This is a genomic window from Paenibacillus sp. FSL P2-0089 (assembly GCF_038595095.1).
Lineage (GTDB): Bacteria > Bacillota > Bacilli > Paenibacillales > Paenibacillaceae > Paenibacillus_AQ > Paenibacillus_AQ silagei.
Genome location: NZ_CP152006.1, coordinates 7309199 through 7334467, shown reverse-complemented (window position 1 = coordinate 7334467; position 25269 = coordinate 7309199). Strand labels below are relative to the sequence as shown.

General features: G+C 54.0%; 21 protein-coding genes. 20 read left to right on the top strand and 1 reads right to left on the bottom strand.

The window, feature by feature from the left end:
- Positions 1-3 precede the first annotated feature (3 nt).
- From NST69_RS31310 to NST69_RS31260, 11 genes are all read left to right on the top strand, one after another.
- Entirely contained in the window at positions 4-2007 is a 2004-nt protein-coding gene (locus tag NST69_RS31310) for a DHH family phosphoesterase (RefSeq protein WP_342548036.1), read from the top strand.
- Positions 2004-2450 (top strand): 50S ribosomal protein L9, encoded by a 447-nt coding sequence (rplI, locus tag NST69_RS31305; RefSeq protein WP_036728030.1) that lies wholly within the window; start codon positions 2004-2006, stop codon positions 2448-2450. Before NST69_RS31310 ends, rplI begins: the two co-directional genes overlap by 4 nt.
- A 1-nt stretch (position 2451) precedes the next feature.
- Complete coding sequence (gene dnaB / locus NST69_RS31300) at positions 2452-3813, top strand: replicative DNA helicase (RefSeq protein WP_036699821.1); 1362 nt, start codon at positions 2452-2454, stop codon at positions 3811-3813.
- A gap of 216 nt (positions 3814-4029) precedes the next feature.
- Entirely contained in the window at positions 4030-5316 is a 1287-nt protein-coding gene (locus NST69_RS31295; RefSeq protein ID WP_076081902.1) for an adenylosuccinate synthase, read from the top strand.
- Positions 5317-5530: 214 nt separating this feature from the next.
- Positions 5531-6208 carry a hypothetical protein gene (locus NST69_RS31290; RefSeq protein WP_342548035.1) on the top strand — a complete coding sequence of 226 codons (678 nt, stop codon included), beginning with the start codon at positions 5531-5533 and terminating at the stop codon, positions 6206-6208.
- A 254-nt stretch (positions 6209-6462) separates the two neighbouring features.
- Positions 6463-8013 (top strand): M23 family metallopeptidase, encoded by a 1551-nt coding sequence (locus NST69_RS31285; protein ID WP_342548034.1) that lies wholly within the window; start codon positions 6463-6465, stop codon positions 8011-8013.
- 171 nt (positions 8014-8184) lie between these two features.
- Positions 8185-8916 carry a response regulator YycF gene (gene yycF / locus NST69_RS31280; RefSeq protein WP_036728027.1) on the top strand — a complete coding sequence of 244 codons (732 nt, stop codon included), beginning with the start codon at positions 8185-8187 and terminating at the stop codon, positions 8914-8916.
- A complete protein-coding gene (gene walK / locus NST69_RS31275) occupies positions 8916-10748 on the top strand; it encodes a cell wall metabolism sensor histidine kinase WalK (protein WP_342548033.1) in 1833 nt (610 codons plus the stop codon). Before yycF ends, walK begins: the two co-directional genes overlap by 1 nt.
- The gene (gene yycH / locus NST69_RS31270) at positions 10745-12037 is read left to right on the top strand and encodes a two-component system activity regulator YycH (RefSeq protein WP_342548032.1); all 1293 of its coding nucleotides are present in this window, start codon (positions 10745-10747) and stop codon (positions 12035-12037) included. Before walK ends, yycH begins: the two co-directional genes overlap by 4 nt.
- A gap of 48 nt (positions 12038-12085) precedes the next feature.
- Positions 12086-12826 carry a two-component system regulatory protein YycI gene (yycI, locus tag NST69_RS31265; RefSeq protein ID WP_342548031.1) on the top strand — a complete coding sequence of 247 codons (741 nt, stop codon included), beginning with the start codon at positions 12086-12088 and terminating at the stop codon, positions 12824-12826.
- A 16-nt stretch (positions 12827-12842) separates the two neighbouring features.
- On the top strand, positions 12843-13649 hold the full coding sequence (locus NST69_RS31260) for an MBL fold metallo-hydrolase (protein ID WP_036699804.1): 807 nt from the start codon (positions 12843-12845) through the stop codon (positions 13647-13649).
- On the opposite strand, the gene NST69_RS31255 is transcribed toward NST69_RS31260, so the two are convergent.
- Positions 13618-13824 carry a hypothetical protein gene (locus NST69_RS31255; RefSeq protein ID WP_209879260.1) on the bottom strand — a complete coding sequence of 69 codons (207 nt, stop codon included), beginning with the start codon at positions 13822-13824 and terminating at the stop codon, positions 13618-13620. The genes NST69_RS31260 and NST69_RS31255 overlap by 32 nt on opposite strands.
- Positions 13825-14180: 356 nt before the next feature.
- On the opposite strand from NST69_RS31255, the gene NST69_RS31250 reads away from it, so the two are divergent.
- From NST69_RS31250 to NST69_RS31210, 9 genes are all read left to right on the top strand, one after another.
- Positions 14181-15428, top strand: a complete 1248-nt coding sequence (locus tag NST69_RS31250) for a trypsin-like peptidase domain-containing protein (RefSeq protein ID WP_036728019.1) — start codon at positions 14181-14183, stop codon at positions 15426-15428.
- Positions 15429-15822: 394 nt separating this feature from the next.
- On the top strand, positions 15823-16023 hold the full coding sequence (locus tag NST69_RS31245; RefSeq protein ID WP_019914582.1) for a cold-shock protein: 201 nt from the start codon (positions 15823-15825) through the stop codon (positions 16021-16023).
- 91 nt (positions 16024-16114) lie between these two features.
- A complete protein-coding gene (locus tag NST69_RS31240) occupies positions 16115-16345 on the top strand; it encodes a cold-shock protein (protein ID WP_036699797.1) in 231 nt (76 codons plus the stop codon).
- A 224-nt stretch (positions 16346-16569) separates the two neighbouring features.
- The gene (locus NST69_RS31235) at positions 16570-17958 is read left to right on the top strand and encodes a cytochrome ubiquinol oxidase subunit I (protein ID WP_209879254.1); all 1389 of its coding nucleotides are present in this window, start codon (positions 16570-16572) and stop codon (positions 17956-17958) included.
- A gap of 3 nt (positions 17959-17961) precedes the next feature.
- Positions 17962-18975: a cytochrome d ubiquinol oxidase subunit II gene (gene cydB / locus NST69_RS31230; RefSeq protein WP_036728016.1), complete on the top strand. Its 1014-nt coding sequence runs from the start codon at positions 17962-17964 to the stop codon at positions 18973-18975.
- Positions 18975-20744, top strand: a complete 1770-nt coding sequence (gene cydD, locus NST69_RS31225; protein ID WP_342548030.1) for a thiol reductant ABC exporter subunit CydD — start codon at positions 18975-18977, stop codon at positions 20742-20744. Before cydB ends, cydD begins: the two co-directional genes overlap by 1 nt.
- Complete coding sequence (gene cydC, locus NST69_RS31220) at positions 20741-22543, top strand: thiol reductant ABC exporter subunit CydC (protein ID WP_342548029.1); 1803 nt, start codon at positions 20741-20743, stop codon at positions 22541-22543. The genes cydD and cydC overlap by 4 nt, the downstream gene beginning before the upstream one ends.
- A 658-nt stretch (positions 22544-23201) precedes the next feature.
- Positions 23202-24998, top strand: coding sequence for a M3 family oligoendopeptidase (locus tag NST69_RS31215; RefSeq protein WP_342548028.1), 1797 nt, complete (start codon positions 23202-23204; stop codon positions 24996-24998).
- A gap of 102 nt (positions 24999-25100) precedes the next feature.
- A complete protein-coding gene (locus NST69_RS31210; protein ID WP_063829067.1) occupies positions 25101-25268 on the top strand; it encodes a CxxH/CxxC protein in 168 nt (55 codons plus the stop codon).
- Position 25269: the final 1 nt, after the last annotated feature.

The following is a 25269-nucleotide window of genomic DNA, read 5'->3' as shown; positions in this document are numbered from 1 at the left end:
CTCATGCCAAAATTTCTGCAAAGACGCTGGCACGGCTATCATACCGTGTGGGCGTTCTTACTGCTGCTGGTCCTGATTATAGTTGTCAGTATCTATAACTGGGTCCTCGGTGTTGCCAGCCTCTTCCTGGCCGGCACATTGTGTTTCACCATGCTGCAGGCCGAGCTGTCGTTCCGCCGCAACCTTGTAGATTATATCAACGGCCTGTCCTTCCGCATCAAGCGGGTGGAGGGGGAGGCTGTAAGCATGCTTCCGCTCGGGATTATCCTGTACAGTGAGAGCCGGGCGGTGGAATGGCATAACCGGAATGCCGGCCATATCTTCTCCCGCAAGTCGCTTGTGGGTGAAGATATGCAGGAGCTGATGCCGGAGGTTATGGCTTCTCTGCAGAATCTGCCGTCCAAGCGGGAACCGGTTAAGGAAGGGGTATTGAAGGAGCAGCGCCATGAGCTTACGGTGGATGACCGTTATTATGAGGTTGTAGTGATTCCAAGCGAACGGCTGCTGTATTTATTCGATATTACCGAGCTTGTGGTGCTGCGTGAGCGGTATGAGGAAGAGAAGCTGGCGATTGGAATTGTCATGATGGATAATCTGGATGAGGCCGCCCAGGGGATGGATGATCAGCAGCGTACTTCGCTAATCGCCAAGGTTGCCAGTGAGATTACCGAGTGGAGCAAGCAATTCGAGGTATATCTGCGCAGGTTGTCTTCCGAGCGGTACTTGATGCTGCTGAATCACCGCAGCCTTCAGGCCCTGGAGGAGAGCAGGTTCGTGGTGCTGGATGAGGTCCGTGAGATGACGGCAGACCTCAAGGTGCCGATGACGCTGAGCATAGGCCTTGCCTACGGCTCGGAATCGGCCAGTGAGCTGGGAGCGCTTGCCCAGTCGAGTCTGGACATGGCGCTCGGCAGAGGCGGGGACCAGGCCGCTGTGAAGGCGGGCCAGCGGCTCTCCTTCTACGGCGGCAAGACCAATGCCGCCGAGAAACGCACCCGCGTCCGGGCGCGGGTAATCGCCCACGCCCTGCGGGATCTGATGCAGGAGAGCGACCGGGTGCTGATTATGGGGCACCGGATACCGGATATTGACGCGGTGGGAGCGGCGATTGGCCTGCTTAAGGCGGCACAGATGTACAATGTGGAAGCCAGCATTGTGATGGAGACACCGAATCCTTCGATTACCCGGATGATGGAGGAGATCCGCAAGGATGAGGCGCTCTACAAGACCTTCATCACGCCAGAGCAGGCTCTCCAGATGATGACGGAGCATACGCTGCTCATTGTTGTGGATACACACAAGGCTTCCATGACTATGGAGCCGAGGCTGGTGCAGGTTGCCAGCCGGATTGTGGTGGTTGACCATCACCGCCGGGGTGAGGAGTTCATCAATGACGCTGTGCTCGTGTATCTGGAGCCGTATGCGTCATCGACCTGTGAGCTGGTGACGGAGCTGCTGCAGTACATTCATGACAAGATTAAGCTCAGCCCGCTGGAGGCCACGATGCTGCTGGCCGGGATCACGGTCGATACGAAGCATTTCGCGCTGCATACAGGCTCGCGGACCTTCGAGGCCGCCGGGTTCCTGCGCCGGGTCGGGGCGGATACGATTCTCATTCAGCGCATGCTGAAGGAGGATCTGCAGGAGTACATCTCGAAGGCGGAGATCATCAAGCATGCGCGTATGGTGTATGACCAGATAGCACTGGTGGTCACACAGCCCGGGATGAAGATCCCGCAGCTGCTGATCGCCCAGACGGCGGATACGCTGCTGGGGATGACGAATGTGGTGGCGTCCTTCGTCATCAGTGAACGTCCTGACGGCCTGATCGGCATCAGCGCCCGTTCTCTGGGTCGGATGAATGTGCAGGTAGTTATGGAGAAGCTGGGCGGCGGCGGACATCTGTCCAACGCGGCTGTACAGCTTGAAGGAACAACCAAAGAAGCGGAAGCCAGACTGCTCGCAGTGCTGGCCGAAATTGAAGCGAAAGAGGGGTTATTTGAATGAAGGTCATATTCTTGAAGGATGTTAAGGGGCAAGGCAAGAAGGGGCAGGTTAAAGAGGTGTCGGAGGGCTATGCAGCCAATTTCCTGCTGCCGCGCGGGCTGGTTCGTCCGGCTACAGACGGTAATGTGAAGACACTGGAGAACCAGGCGGCAGCCGAACAGCGCCGCAAGGACCAGGAGAAGGAGGAAGCGGTACAGCTGGGCAAGAAGCTGGATGAGCTGACCCTGACTCTAAAGGCCAAAGCAGGCGAAGGCGGCCGTCTCTTCGGCGCTATTACCAGCAAGCAGATCGGCGAGACACTGGCAGCTACTCAGGGCATCGTCATCGACAAGCGCAAAATTGAGCTGAGCGATTCGATCCGCCATGTAGGCACGTTCCAGGCAACAGTTAAGCTGCATACTGAAGTAAAGGCTAACCTCACGGTTCAGGTAACGGAGGAGTAGGATGGGTGGAGATCTCTTTTTCGATCGGGTTCCCCCGCAGAATCTGGAGGCAGAACAGGCCGTACTGGGTGCAGTTCTACTGTCGGATGAGGCGCTAATTACCGCGATGGAGCGGGTGAATACCGAAGACTTCTACGACAAACCGCATCAGATGATATTTGAGGCGATGGTGCAGCTCGGAGAAGAGAGCCAGCCGATTGACCTGATTACATTGACATCCCGGCTCCAGGATAAGGGGGAGCTTGAGGATATCGGCGGTGTCAGCTATCTGGCGAAGCTGGCGCATGCGGTGCCGACTGCGGCCAACGTCGATTATTACGCCCAGATTATTGAGGAGAAGGCGATGCTGCGGCGGCTGATCCGCACAGCCACGCAGATTGTCAGCGAAGGCTATACCGGCGGCGAAGACGTAGGCATTATGCTGAGTGACGCCGAGCGGCGAATCCTGGAGATCTCGAACCGCCGCAGCGGCAGCGGGTTCATTGCCATCCGCGATGTGCTCATGCAGGTATTCGACCGGGTCGAGCTGCTCCATCAGAATAAAGGCGGAACCTCGGGGATTCCAACCGGGTTCGTTGACCTGGACCATATGACGAACGGCTTTCAGCGCAATGACTTGATTATTGTGGCGGCCCGTCCTTCCGTCGGGAAGACGGCCTTCGCTCTGAATATCGCGCAGAATGTGGCGGTGCGGGCGAAGGAGACGGTAGCCATCTTCAGTCTGGAAATGTCGGCGCCCCAGCTGGTTCAGCGTATGATCTGCGCAGAGGCCAATCTGGACGCCAACATTATGCGTACCGGTGATTTCAAGAGCGATGATGACTGGTCCAAGCTCACGATGGGCATCCAGTCGCTGTCCGAGTCCGAAATCTACATCGACGACACTCCGGGCATCACAGTTACCGATATCCGGGCGAAATGCCGCCGGCTCAAGAAGGAAAAGGGACTCGGAATGATTGTCATCGACTACCTGCAGCTGATCCAGGGCCGGGGCAAGGCCGGCGAGAACCGCCAGCAGGAGGTATCGGAAATCTCCCGTACCCTGAAGCAGATCGCCCGTGAGCTTGACGTTCCGGTTATTGCCTTGTCCCAGCTCAGCCGCGGTGTGGAGCAGCGCCAGGACAAACGGCCGATGATGAGTGACCTTCGTGAATCAGGCTCTATCGAGCAGGATGCCGATATCGTAGCCTTCCTGTACCGTGATGATTATTACAATCAGGATACCGAGAAGAAGAACATTATCGAAATTATTATTGCCAAGCAGCGTAACGGTCCGGTAGGGACGGTGGAGCTTGTGTTCCTCAAGAACTTCAACAAGTTCGTCAACTACGAGCGGGCGCATGCAGAACCATTTGCAGGTTAGGCAAACTTCGCACAATACACGAACGATCGCACATTTCAGTCTGTGATCGTTCGTTTTTATTTGACTTTAAAAAGTGCCGCTGTTACACTGATTATTGTGCTTTGGCGGCCTGCCCGCCTGGTGTCCGGAGGGCTGCGTACAAGATGAAGCGCGTACAGAGCCCCTATGATAAGCGGAAAAATAATGGTGCTTGCTAGCACCTACGGAGGAATGTACATGTCAACGGTAGTCGTCGTGGGAACACAATGGGGAGACGAAGGCAAAGGCAAGATCACGGATTTTCTGGCGGAAAGTGCAGATGTGGTCGCCCGGTATCAAGGGGGTAACAATGCCGGTCACACGATTCTGATTGACGGAAAGAAGTTCAAGCTGAGCTTGATTCCATCTGGTGTATTTTATAAAGAGAAGACTTGTGTTATCGGCAACGGAATGGTCATTAACCCGGAAGCGCTGATCCAAGAAATTAATTATATTCATGACAATGGCTTCGATACGAAGAACCTGGTAATCAGTGATCGTGCGCATGTTATTATGCCTTATCATATGGTGCTGGATGCGCTTGAGGAAGACCGCAAAGGCCCGAACAAAATCGGTACAACACGCAAGGGGATCGGCCCGTGCTACATGGATAAGGCTGCCCGTAACGGCATCCGGATTGCCGATCTGATGGACGCTGAGGAATTCGAGCTGAGACTTCGTCCATTGATGGAAGAGAAGAATCAGGTGATCACTCAGGTATACGGTGCTGAGCCGCTGAATGTGGAAGAGATTCTGACCAAATATCTGGAGTATGCAGAAGTGCTGCGCGGCTATGTAACCGATACTTCGGTGGTACTGAATGATGCGATTGATGCGGATTCCCGGGTGCTGTTCGAAGGCGCGCAGGGCGTGATGCTCGATATCGACCAGGGAACTTATCCGTTCGTTACTTCATCGAATCCTTCGGCTGGCGGCGTCTGCATCGGCTCGGGCGTGGGCCCGTCCAAGATCAAGCAGGTTATCGGTGTGGCGAAGTCTTATACTACCCGCGTAGGAGATGGCCCGTTCCCTACAGAGCTGAACGATGCGACCGGTGATTATATCCGCGAGACCGGGCATGAGTACGGAACCGTAACCGGACGCGCCCGCCGCGTGGGCTGGTTCGACAGTGTGGTTGTGCGTCACGCCCGCCGCGTTAGCGGAATCACCGGCCTGTCGCTGAACTCGCTGGATGTCCTGAGCGGTCTTGAGACTGTGAAGATCTGCACCGGCTACAAGTACCGTGGAGATATTATCACACATTACCCGGCAAGCCTGAAAATGCTGGCAGAGTGTGAAGCGGTCTACGAGGAGCTTCCAGGCTGGAGCGAAGACATCACTGGGGCGAAGACGCTGGAGGATCTGCCGGCCAACACACGCAAATACGTGGAACGTGTATCGGAGCTAACGGGGATTCCGATCTCGATCTTCTCTGTGGGCCGTAACCGTGAACAGACTAATCAAGTACTGCCAATCTATATCTAGACTGAAGCAGAACTAAATAGATACGTATAGGAGCAGGGGCCTCGGTGAGGCTCCTGTTTTTGTTTTGTCAGGATTATTGTTCAGCAGGTAATCAGCTTTAATGTGCTTCGGGGACGTTTCCCGGACGTTGTTCTAGTCAATACTGTGAGAATGGGATCATAGCGAACCGATTCTTCTGAGGTTGAATAGAGCAGGGTGTAAGGGAGTGATGTTGGTGAAAATAGTGAAGCGTGCGCTGAGCATCTGCCTGATTGTGGTGCTGGCGAGCGGCCTGTCCATGCTGACAACGGCCTATGTGGTGAATACGTATATCCAGTCGGTGCTGGCCAGCTTCGATATCAAGCTGGACGGGCCGGGGCCGGGAATCGGCGGCTTCGTGAAGAGTCTGACCGGTATGGGAGGCAGCGGGGCTGCCCCCAAGGAGAATTCCAAAGCGGCCTCAAACGAGAGTAAAAACTCCACTAAGGAGGCTGATTCAAGCAAGACGGAGGTAGAGAAGAAGGACAGCAGTGGCGGAAAAGCCGGGAATCTTCAAGAGAAATCGGTAGACGAGACGGTGCCCGATAATGCACTGCCTGTGATGGGACAAGCCGCTTCGGGAGAAGAACAGAGTGAGCAGGGGCTGGACCAGAATCTGGTGATGACGCCGGAGGCTATGAATGATCTAAAGGAGAACCTGCCCGCTAATGCGAAATCCAATATCTTCAATATTCTGATGAATAAGCTTCCCCAGGAGGAGATGATCAAGATCTCTGCTGCCCTGGAGGGCGGCTTGACAGAGAGCGAAGTAACGGAACTGCAGGGTATCATTGCGAAGTACGTAGATGAGGATGAATATAAGGCGCTGATGAAAATGCTTACACCAGATAGCGGAGGGACGAATCAGAATTAAAAATTGTCATTTTTTGGACACGAATTCGCCGTTTAAAACGCATATTTTGGGAATAAACCCGCGAAATTGGCGGGTTTTGCTATGGGAGCAAAGTTGAAATTTTTCTTCAGGCTATGGTACAGTAAAAAAGGACTAATAAGGGTTAATATTTTGTAACCTTTTTCGTATGCGTCATACAGTCATATTCGTACTCATGCAAATCGGATGCGCGAAGCATATACATTCTTGTTTTTACAGCCGAAAGGGAGAGTTTCATGAAAGGATTTAAGTTTATACGCCGGATGGGGAACCTGCGGAACCGTGCAGAAGCATCCGCAGGATCTGGTGCAGCAGGTGAACAAGGTAAGGATGCAATGACTTCGGGTGAATCCCGTGTCTTTCAGCCGGAGATGAAATCCCGCCGCCGGCGTTCATGGATACTGGCTTCTGCCGGTCTGGTTCTGCTGACCACCTTCCTGGTGGGGGCACAGAAGAAGCAGGTAGCAGCGAATACAGTAACCTATTACAAAGTGCTGGTGAACGGTGAGGAGATTGGAGCGCTGAACCAGCAGGCGGATTTGAACAAGCTGTTCGAGGAGAAGAGACGGGAATATCAGCTCAAGTATCCTGACTCTGTGATGGTGCTACAGACCGGCGGTATTACGACCGAGGCCCAGCGGGCTTACAAGCCGGAGATTAACAGCGAGGCTACACTGGACAAGCTGGATGGTATGCTCAAGGCTTATGCCGTAGGCGTACAACTGGCTGTGGACGGTGAACCACTCGGGATTGTGAAGGATCAGGAGACGGCGGCGGCGGTGCTTCAGGCCGTTAAGTCGCATTACGCTCCGCAGAAGGCGGCAGCTACGGGTGCGAAGCTGAAGAAGACAGCGGCCAAGGCGGGAGCGGCTGGTTCAGCCGCCAATGATCAGGTGGAGTCAGTCAAGATCCGGGAGGAAGTTAATATTGTTCCGGTGAAGGCAGATCCCAATAAGGTGCTTAGTGTAGAAGAGGCAGTGAAGGTGCTGACCGAAGGCAGGGAGGCGCCGCTGCGCTATGCGGTTCAAGAAGGCGACACAGTCTCCGCTATTGCTTCCCGGTTCAATATCACTCAGGCGGAGATTTTCCGCAATAATCCCGAGGTGAAGGAGCTTAGTCTGCAGATTGGGGATGAATTGCAGCTAACAGTGCCACAGCCTGACCTAACGGTCGTGACCGTAGAACAGGTAACTGAAGAGGTGGTCACGGAGCCTGAGGTTATTATCCGCAAGAGTGACCAGCTGCCGGCAGGCAAGCGGAAGGTAGTCCGCCCCGGACAAACCGGGCTCAAAACGATGAAGTACAGGCTGACCAAAGAGAACGGACAGGTGGTTCAGGAGGAGTGGCTGGGCCAGAGCGTAGTGAAGGCTTCTCTGCCTGAAGTGGTCTATTCCGGCACCAAGGTTGTAGGTGAAGGAACAGGAATGTTCGCCTGGCCGGTTAGCGGAGCGATGATCTCCAGCAGCTACGGCGAGCGTTGGGGACGCACACACAAGGGAGTCGATCTGGTATCGGGCAACCGCACGATCAAGGCTGCGGACGCTGGGACGGTCAGCTTCGCTGGTGTGCAGAACGGGTACGGAAATGTGGTGATCGTTAACCATAACAACGGATACGTTACGTACTATGGGCATTTAAGCAGTATTTCGGTCTCTACCGGACAGAAGCTGGGACAGGGCAGCCCCATCGGAATCATGGGCAGCACCGGGCGCTCGACGGGGACGCATCTGCATTTCGAGATCCGCAAGAACGGGACGGCCATCAATCCAATGAAATACCTGAAGTAATGGATAAGAGCTAGACCACCATTCTATAATTCTTCTCTGCCGTCCGGATCATTTCGGGCGGTTTTTATTTCTCTTTGAACTGGCATCTTATATAGATGTGACGCTAAGGCAGGTATGTTAAAATAAAGGAATCAGGGTTTCGAGTATCGTTAGAAAGGTGAAGCTGAGCATATGCAAATGGGAACGATTCTTGTAGTGGATGATGAACAACCTATTGCTGATATATTGAAATTCAATCTGGAAAAAGAGGGCTACGAGGTCATCTGCGCCTTCGACGGCAACAGTGCGGTGGAGCTGGCTCTATCCAAACGCCCCGATCTGATGCTGCTGGATCTGATGCTGCCCGGCAAGGACGGAATGGATGTCTGCCGTGAGGTGCGCTCTGCCCATCTGGATATTCCTATCATTATGCTTACCGCCAAGGATGGGGAGATTGATAAAGTGCTGGGTCTGGAGCTTGGTGCGGATGATTATGTGACCAAGCCGTTCAGTACACGTGAGCTGCTGGCCAGGGTTAAGGCCCAAATGCGGCGCCAGCATAAGCCGTCCCCGTCGGAAGCGCCGAGTGAGACAGTGGAGAGCAAGCAGGGTGTCTATCATTTCGGATTATTCATTGATACGGATATGTACATGGTCTACAAGGATAGTGAGCCGCTGGATCTGACACATCGTGAATATGAGCTGCTCTATTATATGATCCGCCATGCGGGCAAGGTAATGACCCGGGAGCATCTGCTGCAGGCGGTGTGGGGCTTCGAATATTTCGGCGATGTGCGGACGGTGGATGTGACCATCCGCCGGCTCAGAGAAAAAATTGAGGAGAATCCCAGCAAGCCGGAGTATATTCATACCCGGCGCGGACTCGGTTATTTGATGCATAGCCCCAAAAACGGAGGGTTGTAATGAAGGCACTGTCCTTTTTCCGGACGATTCAGGCCAGGCTTATCGTAATCTACGTGCTGCTGATTCTGATTGCGATGCAGCTGATCGGCGTATACTTTGTCAGCTCGATGAAGAACTCGCTGACGGATAACTTCACCAAGGACCTGAAGGCCCGGGCCGAGATGCTCTCGATCCTCACCGCTGACAAATTCGGCAGTGAGACGGGAACAGCCGATGAGGAATCGGCGGTAGAGAGCCTGCGCGGCATGGTGAACAATCTGTATATCAATGGTGCAGAAATTCAGGTGCTGGATGCGAGCGGCAAGATTATTACCACCTCAATCCCTTCGCAGAATGACTATGTCGGCCAGCGGAACACGCAGACCGTGGTCAGCCGCGCCTTGCAGGGCATCAGCGATAATGAGGAATATATCATCGCTGATGATAATGTGCGCAAGAAGGTAGTGGCGAAGCCGGTGATTTCCGGTGATAAGGTGGTAGGCGCCATCTATATAGCTGCCGATATGAAAGACTTATATGCCACCATGAGCCGGATTAACAGTGTGTTCCTCTCGGGGCTGCTGCTGGCGCTGGCGTTGACGGCCGTACTGGGTGTCATTCTGGCCCATACGATCACACATCCGATTAAGGAGATGACCAAGCATGCCACGGCTGTGGCCGAAGGGCGCTTCAACCGGAAGGTTCCTGTGTTCGGCAATGATGAGATTGGCCAGCTGAGCCAGGCCTTCAACTATATGACGGACCGGCTGCGCGAGGCGCTGCTGCAGAACGAAGAGGAGAAGGAGAAGCTGTCGTCCATTCTCGCCAACATGAGTGACGGTGTCGTAGCCACAGACGAGAGCGGCGCGGTGATTCTGATGAATACGCGCGCTGCCCTGATGCTGGGTGCGGAAGGACCGCTTCCGGCAGGAGCCTCGCTTGGCGGGCTGTTGGGTCTGGAGCCTGAGCAGTCTGTCTCGGTGACCCAGGGCGTTCCCCAGTCTGCTATGCTCCATCTGTCTCCTATAGTCGGCGAGGATCCCAATATTGTGCGGGTGACCTTCACCCCGATTCACCGCCGCGAAGGCGGACGGATCGCCGGGACGATTGCGGTGCTGCAGGATGTTACGGAGCAGGAGAATCTGGAGGAGTCCCGCCGGGAGTTCGTGGCGAATGTGTCGCATGAGCTGCGGACGCCGCTTACGACGATCAAGAGCTATGCGGAGGCGCTGGATGACGGCGCACTTGAAGATCCGCAGCTTGCCGTGCGGTTCGTCGGCGTTATCCGTAATGAGACGGAGCGCATGATCCGGCTGGTTACGGATCTGCTGCATCTGTCGCGGCTTGATTCTAAGGAATCCAGCCTGCGCATTCAGCAGACGGATATCACCGAGATGCTGGAGGATGTGGCGGACCGCTTCTCCTTCCAGATCCGCCAGAAGCGGATTTACATCAGCACCAGGGTGCGTAAGGATGTCGCTACAGCCTGGCTGGACCGCGACCAGATTGATCAGGTGCTGGGCAATCTGGTCTCCAATGCCCTCAAGTATACGCCAGAGGGCGGGACAATCCAGCTGGAGGCGCATAAGAGCGAGGACGGCATGCTGGCCGTGTCTGTCCGCGACTCCGGTATAGGGATTCCGAAGAAGGATATTGAGCGCATCTTTGAACGCTTCTACCGGGTGGATAAGGCACGCTCGCGGAACATGGGCGGAACAGGTCTGGGGCTGTCCATTGCCCGGGAAATTGTCAAAGCCCACGGCGGCTCCATCTCCCTGCAATCAGAGCTGAATGAGGGCTCGCTGGTCACGTTCACACTGCCTTTGATGAAGCAAAGGGGGAGTGAGGCGTGAAGGAGAGAATCAAGTCATGGATGCTGGTCCTGCTTATACTCGGAAGTCTCGTGGAGAGCTATTACCTGATCTACAGGCTGCCCGGCAGTGATTCGGCAGTGTTGTCGAAGACCTTATATGTGAAGACGGATAATATGGGACTGAAGGAAAAGGTGGAGAACCTGCTCTACCCCGATAAAATGATTATTCATATGGGCGGGGACAAGCATACGCTGTTCTACCCCAGCTCCACCTTCTATAATCTGATTATGAACCGCCTGAAGGGCCGCAGCTTCGAGAGCTTCCAGCGGCGGTCCGTACAGGATTTCGACTGGGACAAGATCCGCAGCGAGAATCCGGGCATTGAGCTGTCGTTCGGGGCAGGCATTCCGGTAACGCTGCTGCAGCGGGTCATGCAGATCTCGCCGGATTCGCTGTTCGAGGGGGAGAGCATTGACCGGATCTGGATCTACAATATCAAAAATGACTCCAAAGCCCATGTCATCTTCTTCAGCACACGCGGGGATATTGTGTACGAGGCGGCTAAGGCCGATCTTACGGTTCAGGATGTGCAGCAGCATGTGGACTTCGGCAAGAATCTGACTCTGTATACAGCCGTGAACGGTGAGTATTATGTCCCTGAGGCGGATGTTCCGCTGGTTAAAGTCGTGATGCCAGCGGGTATGTATACCATTGAGCAAATGCAAAGCAATTTGTTCTTCGATGCAGGCAATACAAGATACATTCCTGAGAAGGACGGTTCCAAAATTTACACGGACAGCAAACGCAGCCTGCAGGTGGACCAGGAGCAGAACTGGATGAGTTATAGCGACCCGGCTGCACTGCCGGATGGCGACAGCACACCGGCAAAGGATGCGCTGGAGGCGGTGGAATTCGTCAATAACCATGGCGGCTGGAACGGAACCTACAGGCTGGCTGCTACGGAGGAGGGCCGGCAGGACCGCAAGGTTTCTTTTCAACAATATTATGGCGCTTATCCGTCCGGCTCCTATCCGATCATGAGCAATCCGCAGCTTCAGTATGGCGTAATTCATCTGGAGCTCCAGCAGGGAACGGTCTCCTCCTATGAGCGCTCCCTGATGTATACGAATGAGGAGAAGTCTGAGAAGACCATTGTCGAGCTGCCCGGCGGCGAACTGCTGAAGCAGCGGCTGGCGCAGCTCGGCAGCTCCTTGCGGATCATTGAGCTTACGCCTGCCTATATGCCTGCGCTGGCCGGGGAGAAGCTGCAGCTTCATCCCGTCTGGCGGGTTACGCTTAGCGATGGCAGTGAGCTTACATTGAATTAGGGCGGAGTTAAGCCAAGCGGACAGAATACCGATTCGAGGAGGGACGTTATGGACTGGGGAAGGGCCAAGAGTGTATTGATATATGCCTTTCTGGTGCTGAATCTGCTGCTGTGCTATCAGCTATGGATCGATGTGCGCGATCAGGTCAGTGCGGGACTTGACTTCACTTCCCTGTCCGCAGAGACTCAGGCGGTGATGGAGGAGAAGAACATCCGGCTGCTGTGCCCGATTCCGGCTGCCACTCCGCAGCTGCCTGATATCACATACCGTTATTCGGCCGAAGAGCAGAATGAACTGCCTGTGAAGCTTAAGGCGCCGATCGACAGCAAGCTGATGTACTCCTCGTTCTCGGAGCTTAGCAATCTGCTGAAGAGCCAGATTCCCGACATTGCCAATTACCGGTTCGATTCACAGGAGAGTGAGGTCGGCAAGTTCGTCCTCCATCCGCTGGTGGATAACAAGTGGTCTCTGTTCAGAGTGCGGCTGGAGCTGATTAACAGTGACCAGAAGATTGTGGCCTACCGCTGGCCGAAGATTGAGATCGCAGCAAGCCGGAGCGAGGATCTGCAGAAGGTGCTCCCGGCTTCGCAGGCGCTTAGCAGTCTGATCGAGAAGTATTTTCCTGCGGGTTCTGCAGTGAAGGAGATTGAGCTGGGCTATTACGGCGAGCTGTTCAACTCCGAGAGCCAGGTGGCTTCACCGATGTGGCGGTTCATGCTGGAGGACGGCAGCGCTTATTATATGGATGCGATCAGTGCGGACATTATCAGTCCGAAGACAACAGAGTAGAAGGAGCAGGAGAGATATGGGGATTTCATTTACAGTACTGTCCAGCGGTTCTACCGGGAATGTGACAGTGGTGCGTAACGGCGAGACCACACTTATGATCGACGCGGGTCTGAGCGCGAAGCGGATTGACGAGCTGCTGGCCATGCGCGAACTGACGGGAGCGGAGCTGGACGGAATTCTTGTGACCCACGAGCATTCGGATCATATTAAGGGGCTGGGCGCGATGGCCCGCAAATATAATCTTCCGATCTATGCGAATTCGAACACCTGGGGAGCGATTGAGAAGGGGATTGGCAAGATTGAGGAGCATAACCGGGTCATTATGGAGACCGGGCAGCACCGGGATTTCGGCAGTATGCGGGTGGAATCCTTCGCCATCTCCCACGATGCCGCAGAGCCGGTAGCTTACAATTTCTATGACGGCAAGGAGAAGCTGTGTGTTGCTACAGACCTCGGCTATGTCAGCGACAAGGTGAGAACGGCCATATCGGATGCCGATGTGCTGGTGCTGGAGTCGAATCATGATATCGAAATGCTGCGGATGGGGCGTTATCCCTGGAATACGAAGCGGCGGATTCTCGGCGATCTGGGGCATCTGTCCAATGAGGCGGCAGGCGCAGCGCTCAGCGAGATTCTGAGCGGGCGGACCAAGCGCGCCTATCTGGCACATCTGAGCAGAGACCATAATATGATGGATCTGGCGAAGATGTCCGTGCGCGGGGCGATGGAAGACCGGGGCTGCTTTTACAAAGACAGTGAGTTCAGGCTCTGCGACACCTACTATGACCGGCCTACGCCATGGGATAAGGTGAGCCAGTCATAAGACGGTCAACCTCGGTAATCTTGTGCTCCAGCTCCTGGCGGGAGAATAGCCCTTTATCAATTAACAGCTCAATCATTGCATGCTGGACAAGAATCAGCTGATAATGCTCATCCTTCAGGTCCCCCAGCTTGCCAATGAATTGCACCAGATCCTTACTTGTTGAAAAAGACTCCATAGTCCGGCCCTCCTTGTGAAATGGATAGTAATGAAGCTGTGAATAATTTACATTTATTTAACATAGAAAACATGTGGGCAGCGCGGCTGCCTGTGATACAATCATATAGAGCGTTCTAATCCTATTGTAGTCTTTTAAGTTGCAAAATATTCCGGATACAAGCTGTTAAACTTTTTAGTAGCTTATTAGAATAATAGACATCCCTTGCGCTTAGAACCCACTGGAATGTGGTGAATAAATCAAGTGAAACCTTTTAGTACTTCGTGAAGTCTAAGAGATATAGCGGTTAAGCTCGGGCGTGGTTGCTTGGCGTTCAGGTCGTGAATGCGGTGGCAATAGAGGGGAGAGAGTGTAACATGGGATTATTTGATGATGATTTCTATTCAACCAAGGTGTCACGGCGCAAAAGCGGCAAATCTAAATCAACCGGCGGATATGCTGACGGCAAGTGGGCTGTCCGCAAATCGAAGCGGTCGCTGGCAACCTGGCAGATCTCGCTGATCAGCTCTGTCTGCAGTGCTGTAGCGGCTGTGCTGCTGTTCAGTCTGGTAACGGGACAGTTCGCCGCTGAGAGAGCTCAGGCTCCGGTGGTTATTGATAAGGTGGCTGCGAGCAGCGCAGATCCGTATGACCGGATTATTCAGGCTGCTGCACATATCCGCCCCGCGGTAGTGAGCATCATTAATCATAAACAAGATAATAAGGAACTTAATATTCTCGATGAATCCGCGCTAGGCTCGGGAGTTATCTATAAGAAGGATGACAATAAGGCATTTATCATCACGAATAATCATGTCATTGAGGGTGCCGGCAAGCTGGAAGTGGTTACAGTAGACGGCGTGACACACAAGGCGGAGCTGGTAGGTGCCGACAAGGTGAGCGATATTGCTGTGCTCTCCATTGACGGCAAGGGAATCGACCGGATTGCTGAGATCGGGGATTCCTCCAAGCTGCGTCTGGGTGAGACTGTCATTGCCATCGGCAACCCGCTGGGGCTTGGAGATACACTGACTTCCGGCATTGTCAGCTACACAGAGCGGACGATACCGGTGTCACTGAACCAGGACGGCGTGTACGATTGGGAGCAGGAAGTGATCCAGACGGATGCGGCCATTAACGAGGGCAACAGCGGGGGCGCACTAGTGGATCTGGACGGCAAGGTGATTGGTATCAATACGATGAAGATCTCCGATACGGGGGTAGAGGGACTGGGCTTTGCGATTCCCTCCAATCATGTGGTGGATACAGCCAATGAGCTTACCTCCAAAGGCCGGATAGCCCGGTCATACCTGGGCGTCTATTCAGTGGATCTGAATAATCCTTATGTACCGCTGGCCGATGACCAGCGTAAGGAGCTCAATCTTCCGTCTCTAGTGACCGATGGGGTTGTGGTTCTGGATGCTGTGGGACCGGCGAAGGAAGCGGGTCTGCAGCTTAACGATGTGATTACCAAGTTCAACGATAAGCCGATTACCTCCACGCTGTCGCTGCGCAAATATCTGTACGATCATACCAAGATCGGCGATAAGCTGAAGATTACCTTCTACCGCAATGGTGAAGTGAAGCAGACCACAGTCCAGCTTCTTGAGAAGCCAGAGGAATAAAATTGGAAATGGCCGTATATAATAATGAGGCAGTCACGATTACGGAAACAGTTCAAGCCGTCCTTTTCAGGAAAAAAAGAAGAGGGCGGGGCTGTTTCAAGAATAAATAAATGGGGTAATTGGTAGCAATGGGTATAAATATTACAATTTATTATGACTGGTAGCCCTTACATTGGGAAGTAGTCCTTATAAGGGAAAAAACGGAGGAATTAGGATAGAACAGCTTGCCTTTGTTATTAAGGTGTGGTAACATGAAATTGTTCTTACATTGATACCTTATTCTCGCATTGAAAAGGGCTGTCAACCAAAGCTACAACCTTTCTCAATGTGTGAATTTTTTCTTTGTCTGAAGATAAAAAGAACATATTAATTTAAATTTGTGGAGGTAACACACATGCAAACAGGTACAGTTAAATGGTTCAACGCAGAAAAAGGATTCGGTTTCATCGAAGTTGAAGGCGGAAGCGACGTATTCGTTCACTTCAGCGCAATCACTGGCGACGGCTTCAAAACTTTGGACGAAGGCCAACGCGTTGAATTCAACGTTGTTCAAGGCAACCGCGGACCACAAGCCGAAAACGTTGTAAAACTGTAATTAATAGAAGGTACCGTCCCCGCTTGTGAAAGTTGGGACGGTCTTTTTTTATCATCACTTGCTTGCAACATAAAGGAAGGGAGGAACGGCAATGAACTACCGGAAAAAGCCTTTGGAGGAAGTACCGGAAGAAAATACCGCAATTTGGGCCTGTACCAATGAGGATTGCAATGGATGGATGAGGGATAATTTCGCATTTGAACATGCGCCTTCCTGCCGTCTCTGTCATTCCCCAATGGTTCGTAGCATGAAGATGCTGCCGCAATTGCTTAATTCAAATGGCGATCTCAAATCGCTTAAGAAAGGTATTTCCATTACCTAGACCAATACCTTTATGAGTCAAGACAACTATATATGCAGGACATCTTCAAGACGGTGAAACCGTCTTATTTTTTTTGCTTTTAAATGCAAAATTGTGATATTTGTCACAAATTTATTGTTTTTTTATGCCTAAACGGGGCGTATAATGTGATAATTATCACACTTTGAGTGATGGGAATTTGACAAAATAGACATAACGAAATGGGGAGAAGGAAGGGGAGAAACATGGATACAGTACTGCTGTCGCGTATACAATTTGCGTCGACGACAATTTTTCATTATTTCTTTGTGCCAGTATCGATCGGACTTGCGCTCATAATTGCCATTATGGAGACCATGTACGTAAGAAAGGGCAATGAAGAGTACAAAAGAATGGCGCAATTCTGGGGGAAGCTATTCCTGATTAACTTCGCAGTAGGTGTAGTAACAGGGATCTTGCAGGAGTTCCAGTTCGGGATGAACTGGTCGGATTATTCGCGCTTCGTCGGTGATGTGTTCGGGGCTCCGCTTGCGATTGAAGCCTTGTTGGCCTTCTTCCTGGAGTCCACGTTCATCGGAATCTGGATCTTCGGCTGGGATAAGGTATCCAAGCGGATTCATCTGTTATCCATCTGGCTGGTCGCCTTCGGAACGATGCTGTCGGCATTCTGGATTCTGCTGGCTAACTCGTTCATGCAGCATCCGGTCGGCTTCCAGATTAACAATGGCCGTGCTGAGATGAATGACATCTTCGCACTGATTACAAACGGCCAGCTGCTGGTGGAATTTCCGCATACAGTGCTTGCCGCTTACGCTACAGGCGCCTTCCTGGTAACAGGGATCAGTGCATACAAATTGCTTAAGAAGCAGGACGTTGCCTTTTTCCGAAAATCATTCGAGATTGCAGCAATTGTAGGGGTTATCTCTTCCTTCGGCGTTGCGGTTGCAGGACATGCACAGGCTCAATATCTGGTAGAGACACAGCCAATGAAGATGGCCGCATCCGAAGCGCTGTGGGGCGAGAGCGGCGACCCGGCACCTTGGACGGTGTTTGCCAATATCGATGTGAAGAACCAGACCAACAGCAATGAAGTTCAGGTTCCGTATCTGCTGAGCTTCCTGTCCTACAGTAAATTCTCCGGTGAAGTGAAGGGGATGCTGGAGCTGCAGCAGGAGTATGAAGTGGCCTATGGGCCAGGAGATTATATTCCGCCGGTCAAAACAACCTTCTGGAGCTTCCGGATCATGGTGGCTGCAGGCTCGCTGATGATACTGTTTGGGGTATACGCGATCTACCTGATGTGGCGTAAAAAGATGGACAGACCCAATACCTGGTTCATGCGCTTCATGTTCTGGGGACTGCTGCTTCCGCCGATTGCCAACACGGCCGGCTGGATTATGACAGAGATCGGGCGTCAGCCATGGACTGTATTCGGACTTATGACTACAGAAGACAGTGTATCACCTAATATTACCAGCGGACAGGTACTGTTCTCGGTGATTTCTTTTACCGCGATCTATGCCATATTGGGTGCAGTGCTAGTCGGCCTGTTCGTCAAAGTGATCAAAAAAGGTCCTTATGCTATGGATAACGAACACGGTGAATCCCACGATCCGTATAACAAGGAGGGCTAACCTATGTCACTTAATGAATTATGGTTTCTGCTGATTGCGGTGCTGTTCGTCGGGTTCTTCTTCCTGGAAGGCTTCGACTTCGGTGTAGGGATGGAGACGCAGATTCTGGCCAAGAATGATACGGAGCGACGGATACTGATCAATTCGATCGGGCCGTTCTGGGATGCGAATGAGGTATGGCTGATTACGGGTGCCGGTGCCATGTTCGCGGCCTTCCCGCATTGGTATGCTACGCTGTTCAGCGGTTTCTATATTCCGTTTGTATTTGCTCTGCTGGCGCTAATCGCCCGTGGTGTCGCCTTCGAATTCAGAGGCAAGCGCGATTCCAAGGCGTGGCAGAAAACATGGGATGTCTGCATCTTCTTCGGCAGCTTCCTACCGCCGTTCCTGCTCGCCGTGGTATTCGCCAGCTTCATCAAGGGCTTGCCGATCGACAAGGATATGCAGATGTATGCCGGATTCTTCGATATCGTCAATGCTTATACAGTGGTTGCAGGGATTACGGTTGTCCTGCTGTGTCTGGTGCACGGGTTGATGTTCACTACGCTCCGCACGCTTGGAGATCTGCAGGAACGGGCGCGTAAGCTGGCCCAGAAGCTGCTGATTCCACTGGCGGCGCTCTTGGTAGCCTTCGTTGTAATGACATATACTATGACGGATATCTTCGATAAACGCGGAACGCTGCTGTGGATTGTAGTCGTTCTCGCTGTAGCCGCTTATCTGCTGGCCGGGTATTTCATGACTAAGAAGAAGGACGGCTATGCCTTCGGGATGACTGGTGCTGTGATGGCGCTGTCTGTTGCATCGATCTTCATCGGACTGTTCCCGCGGGTGATGATCAGCTCGCTGGATCAGGCATTCAACCTGACGATTACGAATGCGGCCTCCGGCCAATATTCGCTGAAGGTGATGACGATTGTAGCGCTGACCCTGCTGCCGTTCGTGCTGGGCTATCAGATCTGGAGTTATTTCATCTTCCACAAACGGGTTCATGAGAAGGAGCATCTTGAATACTAATGGATAAAAATTTGCTTGGGTACAAAGGAGTTAAGCCTGTCTTTCTGCTGGTTGGCTTCCTGACCCTGGTGCAAAGCTTCTCCATTCTTCTGCTGGCGAAGTCGCTGGCAGAAGCTGTCTCTGCGCTGTTTGCGGGAGAACCGCTGAAGGAACAAGGGGCTAGAGCGCTCTTGTTCCTTCTTGCGTTTCTTGTGCGTCATGCCTGCGCTATGCTGATGAGCCGGGCGGCGTACCGCTTCGCGGAAGCGACCGGCAGCAGCATGCGGAGACAGATGATGGACAAGCTGTTCCAGCTGGGACCAAGGCTGGCTGGCGACCGGGGGACCGGAAATATGGTCACATTAGTGCTTGAAGGAGTAACGAAGTTCCGCACATACCTGGAGCTGATTATTCCGCGGATGGTCGGTATGGCGGTAACACCCGCTCTGCTGCTTATCTATGTATTCACCCTGGATACGTCCAGCGGTGTCATTCTTACCTTAACGATGCCGATCATTATTGTATTCATGATCCTGATCGGGATGACGGCCCGCAAGCAGATGGACCGTCAGCTGAAGTCCTACCGTACCTTATCGAATCACTTCGTGGATTCGCTGCGCGGTCTGGAGACGCTGAAATATCTTGGACGCAGCCGCAGCCACAGTGAGAGTATTGCTAAGGTCAGTGACCGCTACCGTTCAGCAACCATGCGTACGCTGCGAGTCGCCTTCCTGTCATCGTTCGCACTGGACTTCTTCACCATGCTGTCTGTCGCTTCGGTAGCGGTAAGTCTCGGTCTGCGTCTGGTCAATGAGCAGATGACGCTGGTTACCGGACTGACGATCCTGATTCTCGCGCCGGAATATTTCCTGCCGGTGCGGCTGGTGGGTGCAGATTTCCATGCCACACTGGACGGCAAGGAAGCCGGAGAAGCGATGAAGAGCATTATTGACCGTGAGACGGTCCAGGCGAAGCTGCTGGAGCCGGGTGGGCAGGGAGCGGTGAAGGGCGATGGAGGAGAGCTGCCGGGAGGCGTTTTCACGTGGAACAATGATAGTGAACTTCGGCTTCATGCGGTGGGCGTACAATATGAAGCTGACGGTGTATCCTCGCTCGAAGGGGTGAATCTCGACTTCAGGGGATATGCCAGAATCGGTATTATCGGGGAGAGCGGGGCAGGCAAGTCTACGCTTGTAGATATTCTGGGCGGCTTCCTTCATCCAACCTCCGGAAGCCTTACGATCAATGGAAGCCTGGTCAGTGCGCTGACCGATGAGGGGTGGCGGAAGCAGACGGCTTATATTCCGCAGCGCCCGTATATCTTCAGCGGCACTCTGGCTGATAATGTCTGGTTCTATTATCCTGAGGCTTCGCAGGAAGCGGTAGCTGCCGCGCTGGAGTCGGCAGGTTTATCGAAGCTGGTGTCCTCGCTGCCGGAGGGATTGAACGAAATGATCGGCGGCGGCGGCCGTTCGCTCAGCGGCGGACAGGAGCAGCGAGTGGCTCTGGCCCGCGCTCTGCTGAGCAGCCGCCCCATCATGCTGCTGGATGAGCCGACGGCCCATCTGGACATTGAGACGGAATATGAGCTGAAGGAGACGATGCTGCCCCTGTTCGAAGGCAAGCTGGTATTCCTGGCTACACACCGCCTGCATTGGATGATCGACATGGATCTGATTGTCGTTATGCAGCAGGGACGGGTGGCTGAAATAGGCACACACGACGAGCTGACTGCGCGGAGGGGTGCTTATTATGAGCTTATTCAAAGTCAATTGGAGGGAATCCATTGAAACGTGAAGGATGGTTTGCTCCCTATTATTCTGCCTACTTCTGGCGGTTCGTGTTAATTATCTTGCTGGGCGCGTTGACGATCTTCTCAGCGTCTTCGCTGATGTACACCTCCGGCTTCCTGATCTCGAAGGCCTCGATTCCGCCGGAAAATATACTGATGATCTATGTCCCCATTGTTGGTGTGCGTACCTTCGGGACCAGCCGGGCTGTTATTCACTATGTGGAGCGGCTGGTGGGACATGACACGATTCTGCGCATTCTGTCGAAGATGCGGGTCCGGCTGTACCATATGCTGGAGCCGCAGGCGCTGTTCCTGTCTTCGCGCTTCCGTACCGGGGATATTCTCGGTATGCTTGCCGATGATATCGAATATTTGCAGAATGTGTATCTGCGTACGGTCTTTCCGAGCATTATCGCGCTATTGATCTATGCAGCGGCAATGATTGCGCTCGGGACGTTCGATGTGGCCTTTGCTCTGCTTATGGGACTCTATATGCTGGTGCTGGTAGTCATATTACCCCTGATCTCCCTCTTGTTGACCCAGAAGCGTCAGCGTCAGGTGAAGCAGGAGCGCAACCGGCTGTATCAAAAGCTGACCGATGCTGTGCTGGGCTTAAGTGACTGGGTCATCAGCGGGCGGCAGAGCCAATTCGTCGATACGTACGAAGCGGACGAGCAGGCGGTTGCCCGCATAGACGGTTCGCTGCGGCGCTGGGCACGGCTGCGTATGTTCATCGGGCAGGCCGTTGTCGGCCTGGCTGTGTTGTCTTTGTTATACTGGGCGGCTGGACAGTATGCTGAAGGGGCGATTGCCGGAACGCTGATTGCGGCGTTCGTGCTGGTGGTCTTCCCGGTGGCAGATGCCTTCCTGCCCGTATCCGAGGCTGTGGAGAAAATTCCGCAATACCGGAATTCACTGGAGCGGCTGGAGGGCGTGGAAGCCGCAGCGGGAGATACCCCGCTTAGCGCGGGAACTGCTGCTGGGAGTGCCGGAGCGGAAGCTCAGGCTGCCGCTGCGCTGCAGGCGGCTAAGGCCAGCGGACAGGTTCAGATTGAACTGAAGTCGGCGGGCTACCGCTATGCGGCAGGTGACGACTTCTCTGTTCAGCAATTGGATCTTGCGCTGCCGCAGGGGCGGAAGGTTGCAGTGATCGGCCGCAGCGGAGCCGGTAAATCGACACTGCTCAAGCTGGTGCAGGGCGTGATTGCGCCCACCATCGGCTCCGTGACGATTAACGGGATCGATGCTGCGGCTTACGGTGAGCGGATTCCGCAGCTCATCGCGGTGCTGAACCAGAGCCCGCATCTGTTCGACACCACGGTGGCGAACAATATCCGGCTCGGGGACCCGGGGGCTTCGGAGGCAGCGGTCCAGCAGGCGGCAGCCCTGGCGAAGCTGGATACGCTGATCTCTTCGCTGCCGGAGGGCTATGATACTCCGGTACGCGAGGCGGGGCAGCGCTTCTCCGGCGGAGAGCGTCAGCGAATGGCCTTGGCCCGTATTCTGCTGCAGAATACGCCGGTGGTTGTGCTGGATGAGCCAACCGTTGGCCTCGACCCGCGCACGGAGCGCGAGCTGCTGGCCACGATGTTCGAGGCAATGGCCGGCAAGACGCTGATCTGGGTCACGCATCATCTGGTGGGCGCCGAGCAGATGGACGAGGTCATCTTCATGGAGAACGGCCAAGTGGAGATGCGCGGCACCCATGCCGAGCTGATGGAGCGGCAGCCGCGTTACCGCAAGCTTTATGAGCTGGACCGGCCGGGTCAATATCTGAATGGGGCAGATGGTGTGTAGAGGCTAGGATTAGAGCCGAGGTAAGGTGTGAGTACAAAGGTAAAAGCTCTTCCTGTCCCGCTGGGGGCAGGAAGAGCTTTTTTGCACGTGCGCCCAATGTAATCGGAAAACCGATCACATTGGGCGAGTGCTGGGTGTTCGGGCGGGATGTAATCGGAAAACCGATCACATTGGGCGAGTGCTGGGTGTTCGGGCGGGATGTAATCGGAAAACCGATCACATTGGGCGAGTGCTGGGGTGTGCGGGTCGGATGTAATCGGAAAACCGATCACATTGGGCGAGTGCTGGGGTGTGCGGGTCGGATGTAATCGGAAAACCGATCACATTGGGCGAGTGCTGGGTGTTCGGGCGGGATGTAATCGGAAAACCGATCACATTGGGCGAGTGCTGGGTGTTCGGGCGGGATGTAATCGGAAAACCGATCACATTGGGCGAGTGCTGGGGTGTGCGGGTCGGATGTAATCGGAAAACCGATCACATTGGGCGAAAGTGCTGGGTGTTCGGGCCGGATGTAATCGTGTCCATGTCCGGTGAATAGGACAAACCCGGGAAATTAAGGTACACTTAACTGGATGATCCTGTCAGGTTCAATTAGAACGGGGTGGAAGCATGTGATAACGGAGGGCTCCTGCGATTATAAATAAGGAGAGATTAATCAATGGTATCAACAACGTGCGAATTAACATGGAATCTGGACCGGATCTATCCCTCGTTCGAGTCGGAGGGATTTCAGCAGGATCGCAAGCTGGTGGAGAGACTTGCCGGGGAGCTGAATGCATGGTCGGCCTCGCAGCCCGTTAGCGGGCAGGACGCTGCAGACCTGATGGAAGAGTTCCTTAAACAATATAATGCGTATCAACAGCTATATTTGCGTCTGTTCAGCTACGCGGAGCTGCGATTCAGTGCGGACAGCCAGTGTGAGGAGGCCGTCAATCTGATGGACGAGCTGGAAGAGGTAACCAGAGGGGCGGGAGAAGCCCTGGTCCGCTTCAGCAAATGGCTGGCAGTGGTAAGCGCGGATGAACTGGAGCGGAGTCTGCGTTCCAACGCTTATCTGGAACAGCATAGCTTCTATCTGCGCGGATTACAGGGGAAATCGCAGCATATGCTTAGCGCGGAAGGCGAAGCGGTGATTGCCCGGATGCAGAACACCGGCTCGAAGGCGTGGGAACGGCTGTACATGCAGACGCTGTCTACACTGCGGACCGATCTGGAGCTGGCCGGGGTGACCCGCAGTGTGACACTGGCGGAGCTGCGGAATCTGGTCTACGACCCCGATCCTGCGGTACGGCGGGCGGCGGCTGAAGCAGAGCATGAGGCTTGCCGCAGCGTAGCGGAGCAGAGTGCCGCCTGTATCAATGCTGTCTCCGGTGAGGCGGCAGCCATCTATGAGCTGAGGGGCTATGCTTCCCCGCTGCATAAGGTGCTGGAAGCAGCGCGGATGGATGAGGAGACGCTGGAGGTGATGCTTCAGGCCATCCGGGAGAGCCTGCCGGTCTTCCGGGAGTATTATGCCGAGAAGGCTGGGCGGCTGGGGCATTCGGGGGGACAGCTGCCGTTCTGGGATGTTTTTGCGCCCATTGGCACGGAGTCTTCAATCCGCGTCACCTATGCTGAGGCCCAGGCGATGATTATCGCGGGGTTCAGCAGATTCAGCCCCGAGCTGGGCGGGTTCGCCCGCAAGGTGTTCGGGGAGCGCTGGATTGATGCCGAGCCGCGCAGCGGGAAAGGCAATTTCGGGATGTGTGTCGATATCGTTCCGATTGGAGAGAGCCGGATCATAACAAGCTTCCACGGTCAATATATAGATGTGAGTGTGCTGGCTCACGAGATTGGGCATGCATATCATACCAGCCGCCTCGCGGGACATACGATGGTTAACATGGATTATCCGGTGCCGATTGCGGAGACGGCGTCGATTTTTTGCGAGAGTCTGATTCATGTTGAACTCCTGAACTCGCTGCCTGCGGAGGAAGCGGATGCGATCCTGGAACGTAGTCTCTCGGATGCGGGGTATTATATTGTCGATTTCTATGCCAGGTACTGCTTCGAGAGCGCGCTCTATGCCCGCCGGTTATCCGGTCCCCTCCCATTAGAGGAGCTGAACGCATTGATGCTGGAGTCGATGGCTGCCGCTTACGGGGATAGTGTGCTGCCCGGGTCCATTCACCCTTACCAGTGGATTAGCAAGGCAGGGTATTATATGGCAGGCAATGAGTTCCTGAACTTCCCGTATTCCTTCGGGCTGCTGTTCTCTAAGGGGCTATATGCCCAGTACCAAAAGCAGGGGCAGGCGTTCGTGAGCCGCTATGAACAGTTCCTCTCAGCGACCAGTACCCGGAGTATCGCAGACGCTGCGAAGCTGATGGATATTGATGTGCATTCTCTGGATTTCTGGCAGGAGGCGCTCGGATTCATTGCCGGGGATGTCCGGAAGTTTGCGGGGCGGGAATAAGAGTGTATTTTGCGCTGCGTGAGGTTCCTTTTTGCAGGGAAGTGTGGTAGAACAGTAGTATAAGTCTACGCCGCAGCGGCACAGAAAGGGATGCTTGATTGAATGTATGTAGTCTGTAAGGAACACGTAGAGCTGGCCATCGACAAATTTGTGGACGAGTACGAGGATGCACCAGATGTAGTCGATCTGAAGGAGACGGAGTTCTCGGACTGGGACCCGCCGGCGAAATGTGCGGAATGTGAACGAAATGCGGAATATCTGGTCGTCTGAG

Coding starts and splice junctions, on each gene's coding strand:
- rplI (WP_036728030.1), top strand. CDS start 2,004: ATGAAGGTCATATTCTTGAAGGATGTTAAGGGGCAAGGCAAGAAGGGG.
- NST69_RS31295 (WP_076081902.1), top strand. CDS start 4,030: ATGTCAACGGTAGTCGTCGTGGGAACACAATGGGGAGACGAAGGCAAA.
- NST69_RS31245 (WP_019914582.1), top strand. CDS start 15,823: ATGCAAACAGGTACAGTTAAATGGTTCAACGCAGAAAAAGGATTCGGT.
- NST69_RS31210 (WP_063829067.1), top strand. CDS start 25,101: ATGTATGTAGTCTGTAAGGAACACGTAGAGCTGGCCATCGACAAATTT.
- NST69_RS31215 (WP_342548028.1), top strand. CDS start 23,202: ATGGTATCAACAACGTGCGAATTAACATGGAATCTGGACCGGATCTAT.
- cydB (WP_036728016.1), top strand. CDS start 17,962: ATGTCACTTAATGAATTATGGTTTCTGCTGATTGCGGTGCTGTTCGTC.
- NST69_RS31255 (WP_209879260.1), bottom strand. CDS start 13,824: ATGGAGTCTTTTTCAACAAGTAAGGATCTGGTGCAATTCATTGGCAAG.
- NST69_RS31260 (WP_036699804.1), top strand. CDS start 12,843: ATGGGGATTTCATTTACAGTACTGTCCAGCGGTTCTACCGGGAATGTG.
- NST69_RS31310 (WP_342548036.1), top strand. CDS start 4: ATGCCAAAATTTCTGCAAAGACGCTGGCACGGCTATCATACCGTGTGG.
- NST69_RS31235 (WP_209879254.1), top strand. CDS start 16,570: ATGGATACAGTACTGCTGTCGCGTATACAATTTGCGTCGACGACAATT.
- dnaB (WP_036699821.1), top strand. CDS start 2,452: ATGGGTGGAGATCTCTTTTTCGATCGGGTTCCCCCGCAGAATCTGGAG.
- NST69_RS31240 (WP_036699797.1), top strand. CDS start 16,115: ATGAACTACCGGAAAAAGCCTTTGGAGGAAGTACCGGAAGAAAATACC.
- NST69_RS31250 (WP_036728019.1), top strand. CDS start 14,181: ATGGGATTATTTGATGATGATTTCTATTCAACCAAGGTGTCACGGCGC.
- cydD (WP_342548030.1), top strand. CDS start 18,975: ATGGATAAAAATTTGCTTGGGTACAAAGGAGTTAAGCCTGTCTTTCTG.
- yycI (WP_342548031.1), top strand. CDS start 12,086: ATGGACTGGGGAAGGGCCAAGAGTGTATTGATATATGCCTTTCTGGTG.
- yycF (WP_036728027.1), top strand. CDS start 8,185: ATGCAAATGGGAACGATTCTTGTAGTGGATGATGAACAACCTATTGCT.
- walK (WP_342548033.1), top strand. CDS start 8,916: ATGAAGGCACTGTCCTTTTTCCGGACGATTCAGGCCAGGCTTATCGTA.
- NST69_RS31285 (WP_342548034.1), top strand. CDS start 6,463: ATGAAAGGATTTAAGTTTATACGCCGGATGGGGAACCTGCGGAACCGT.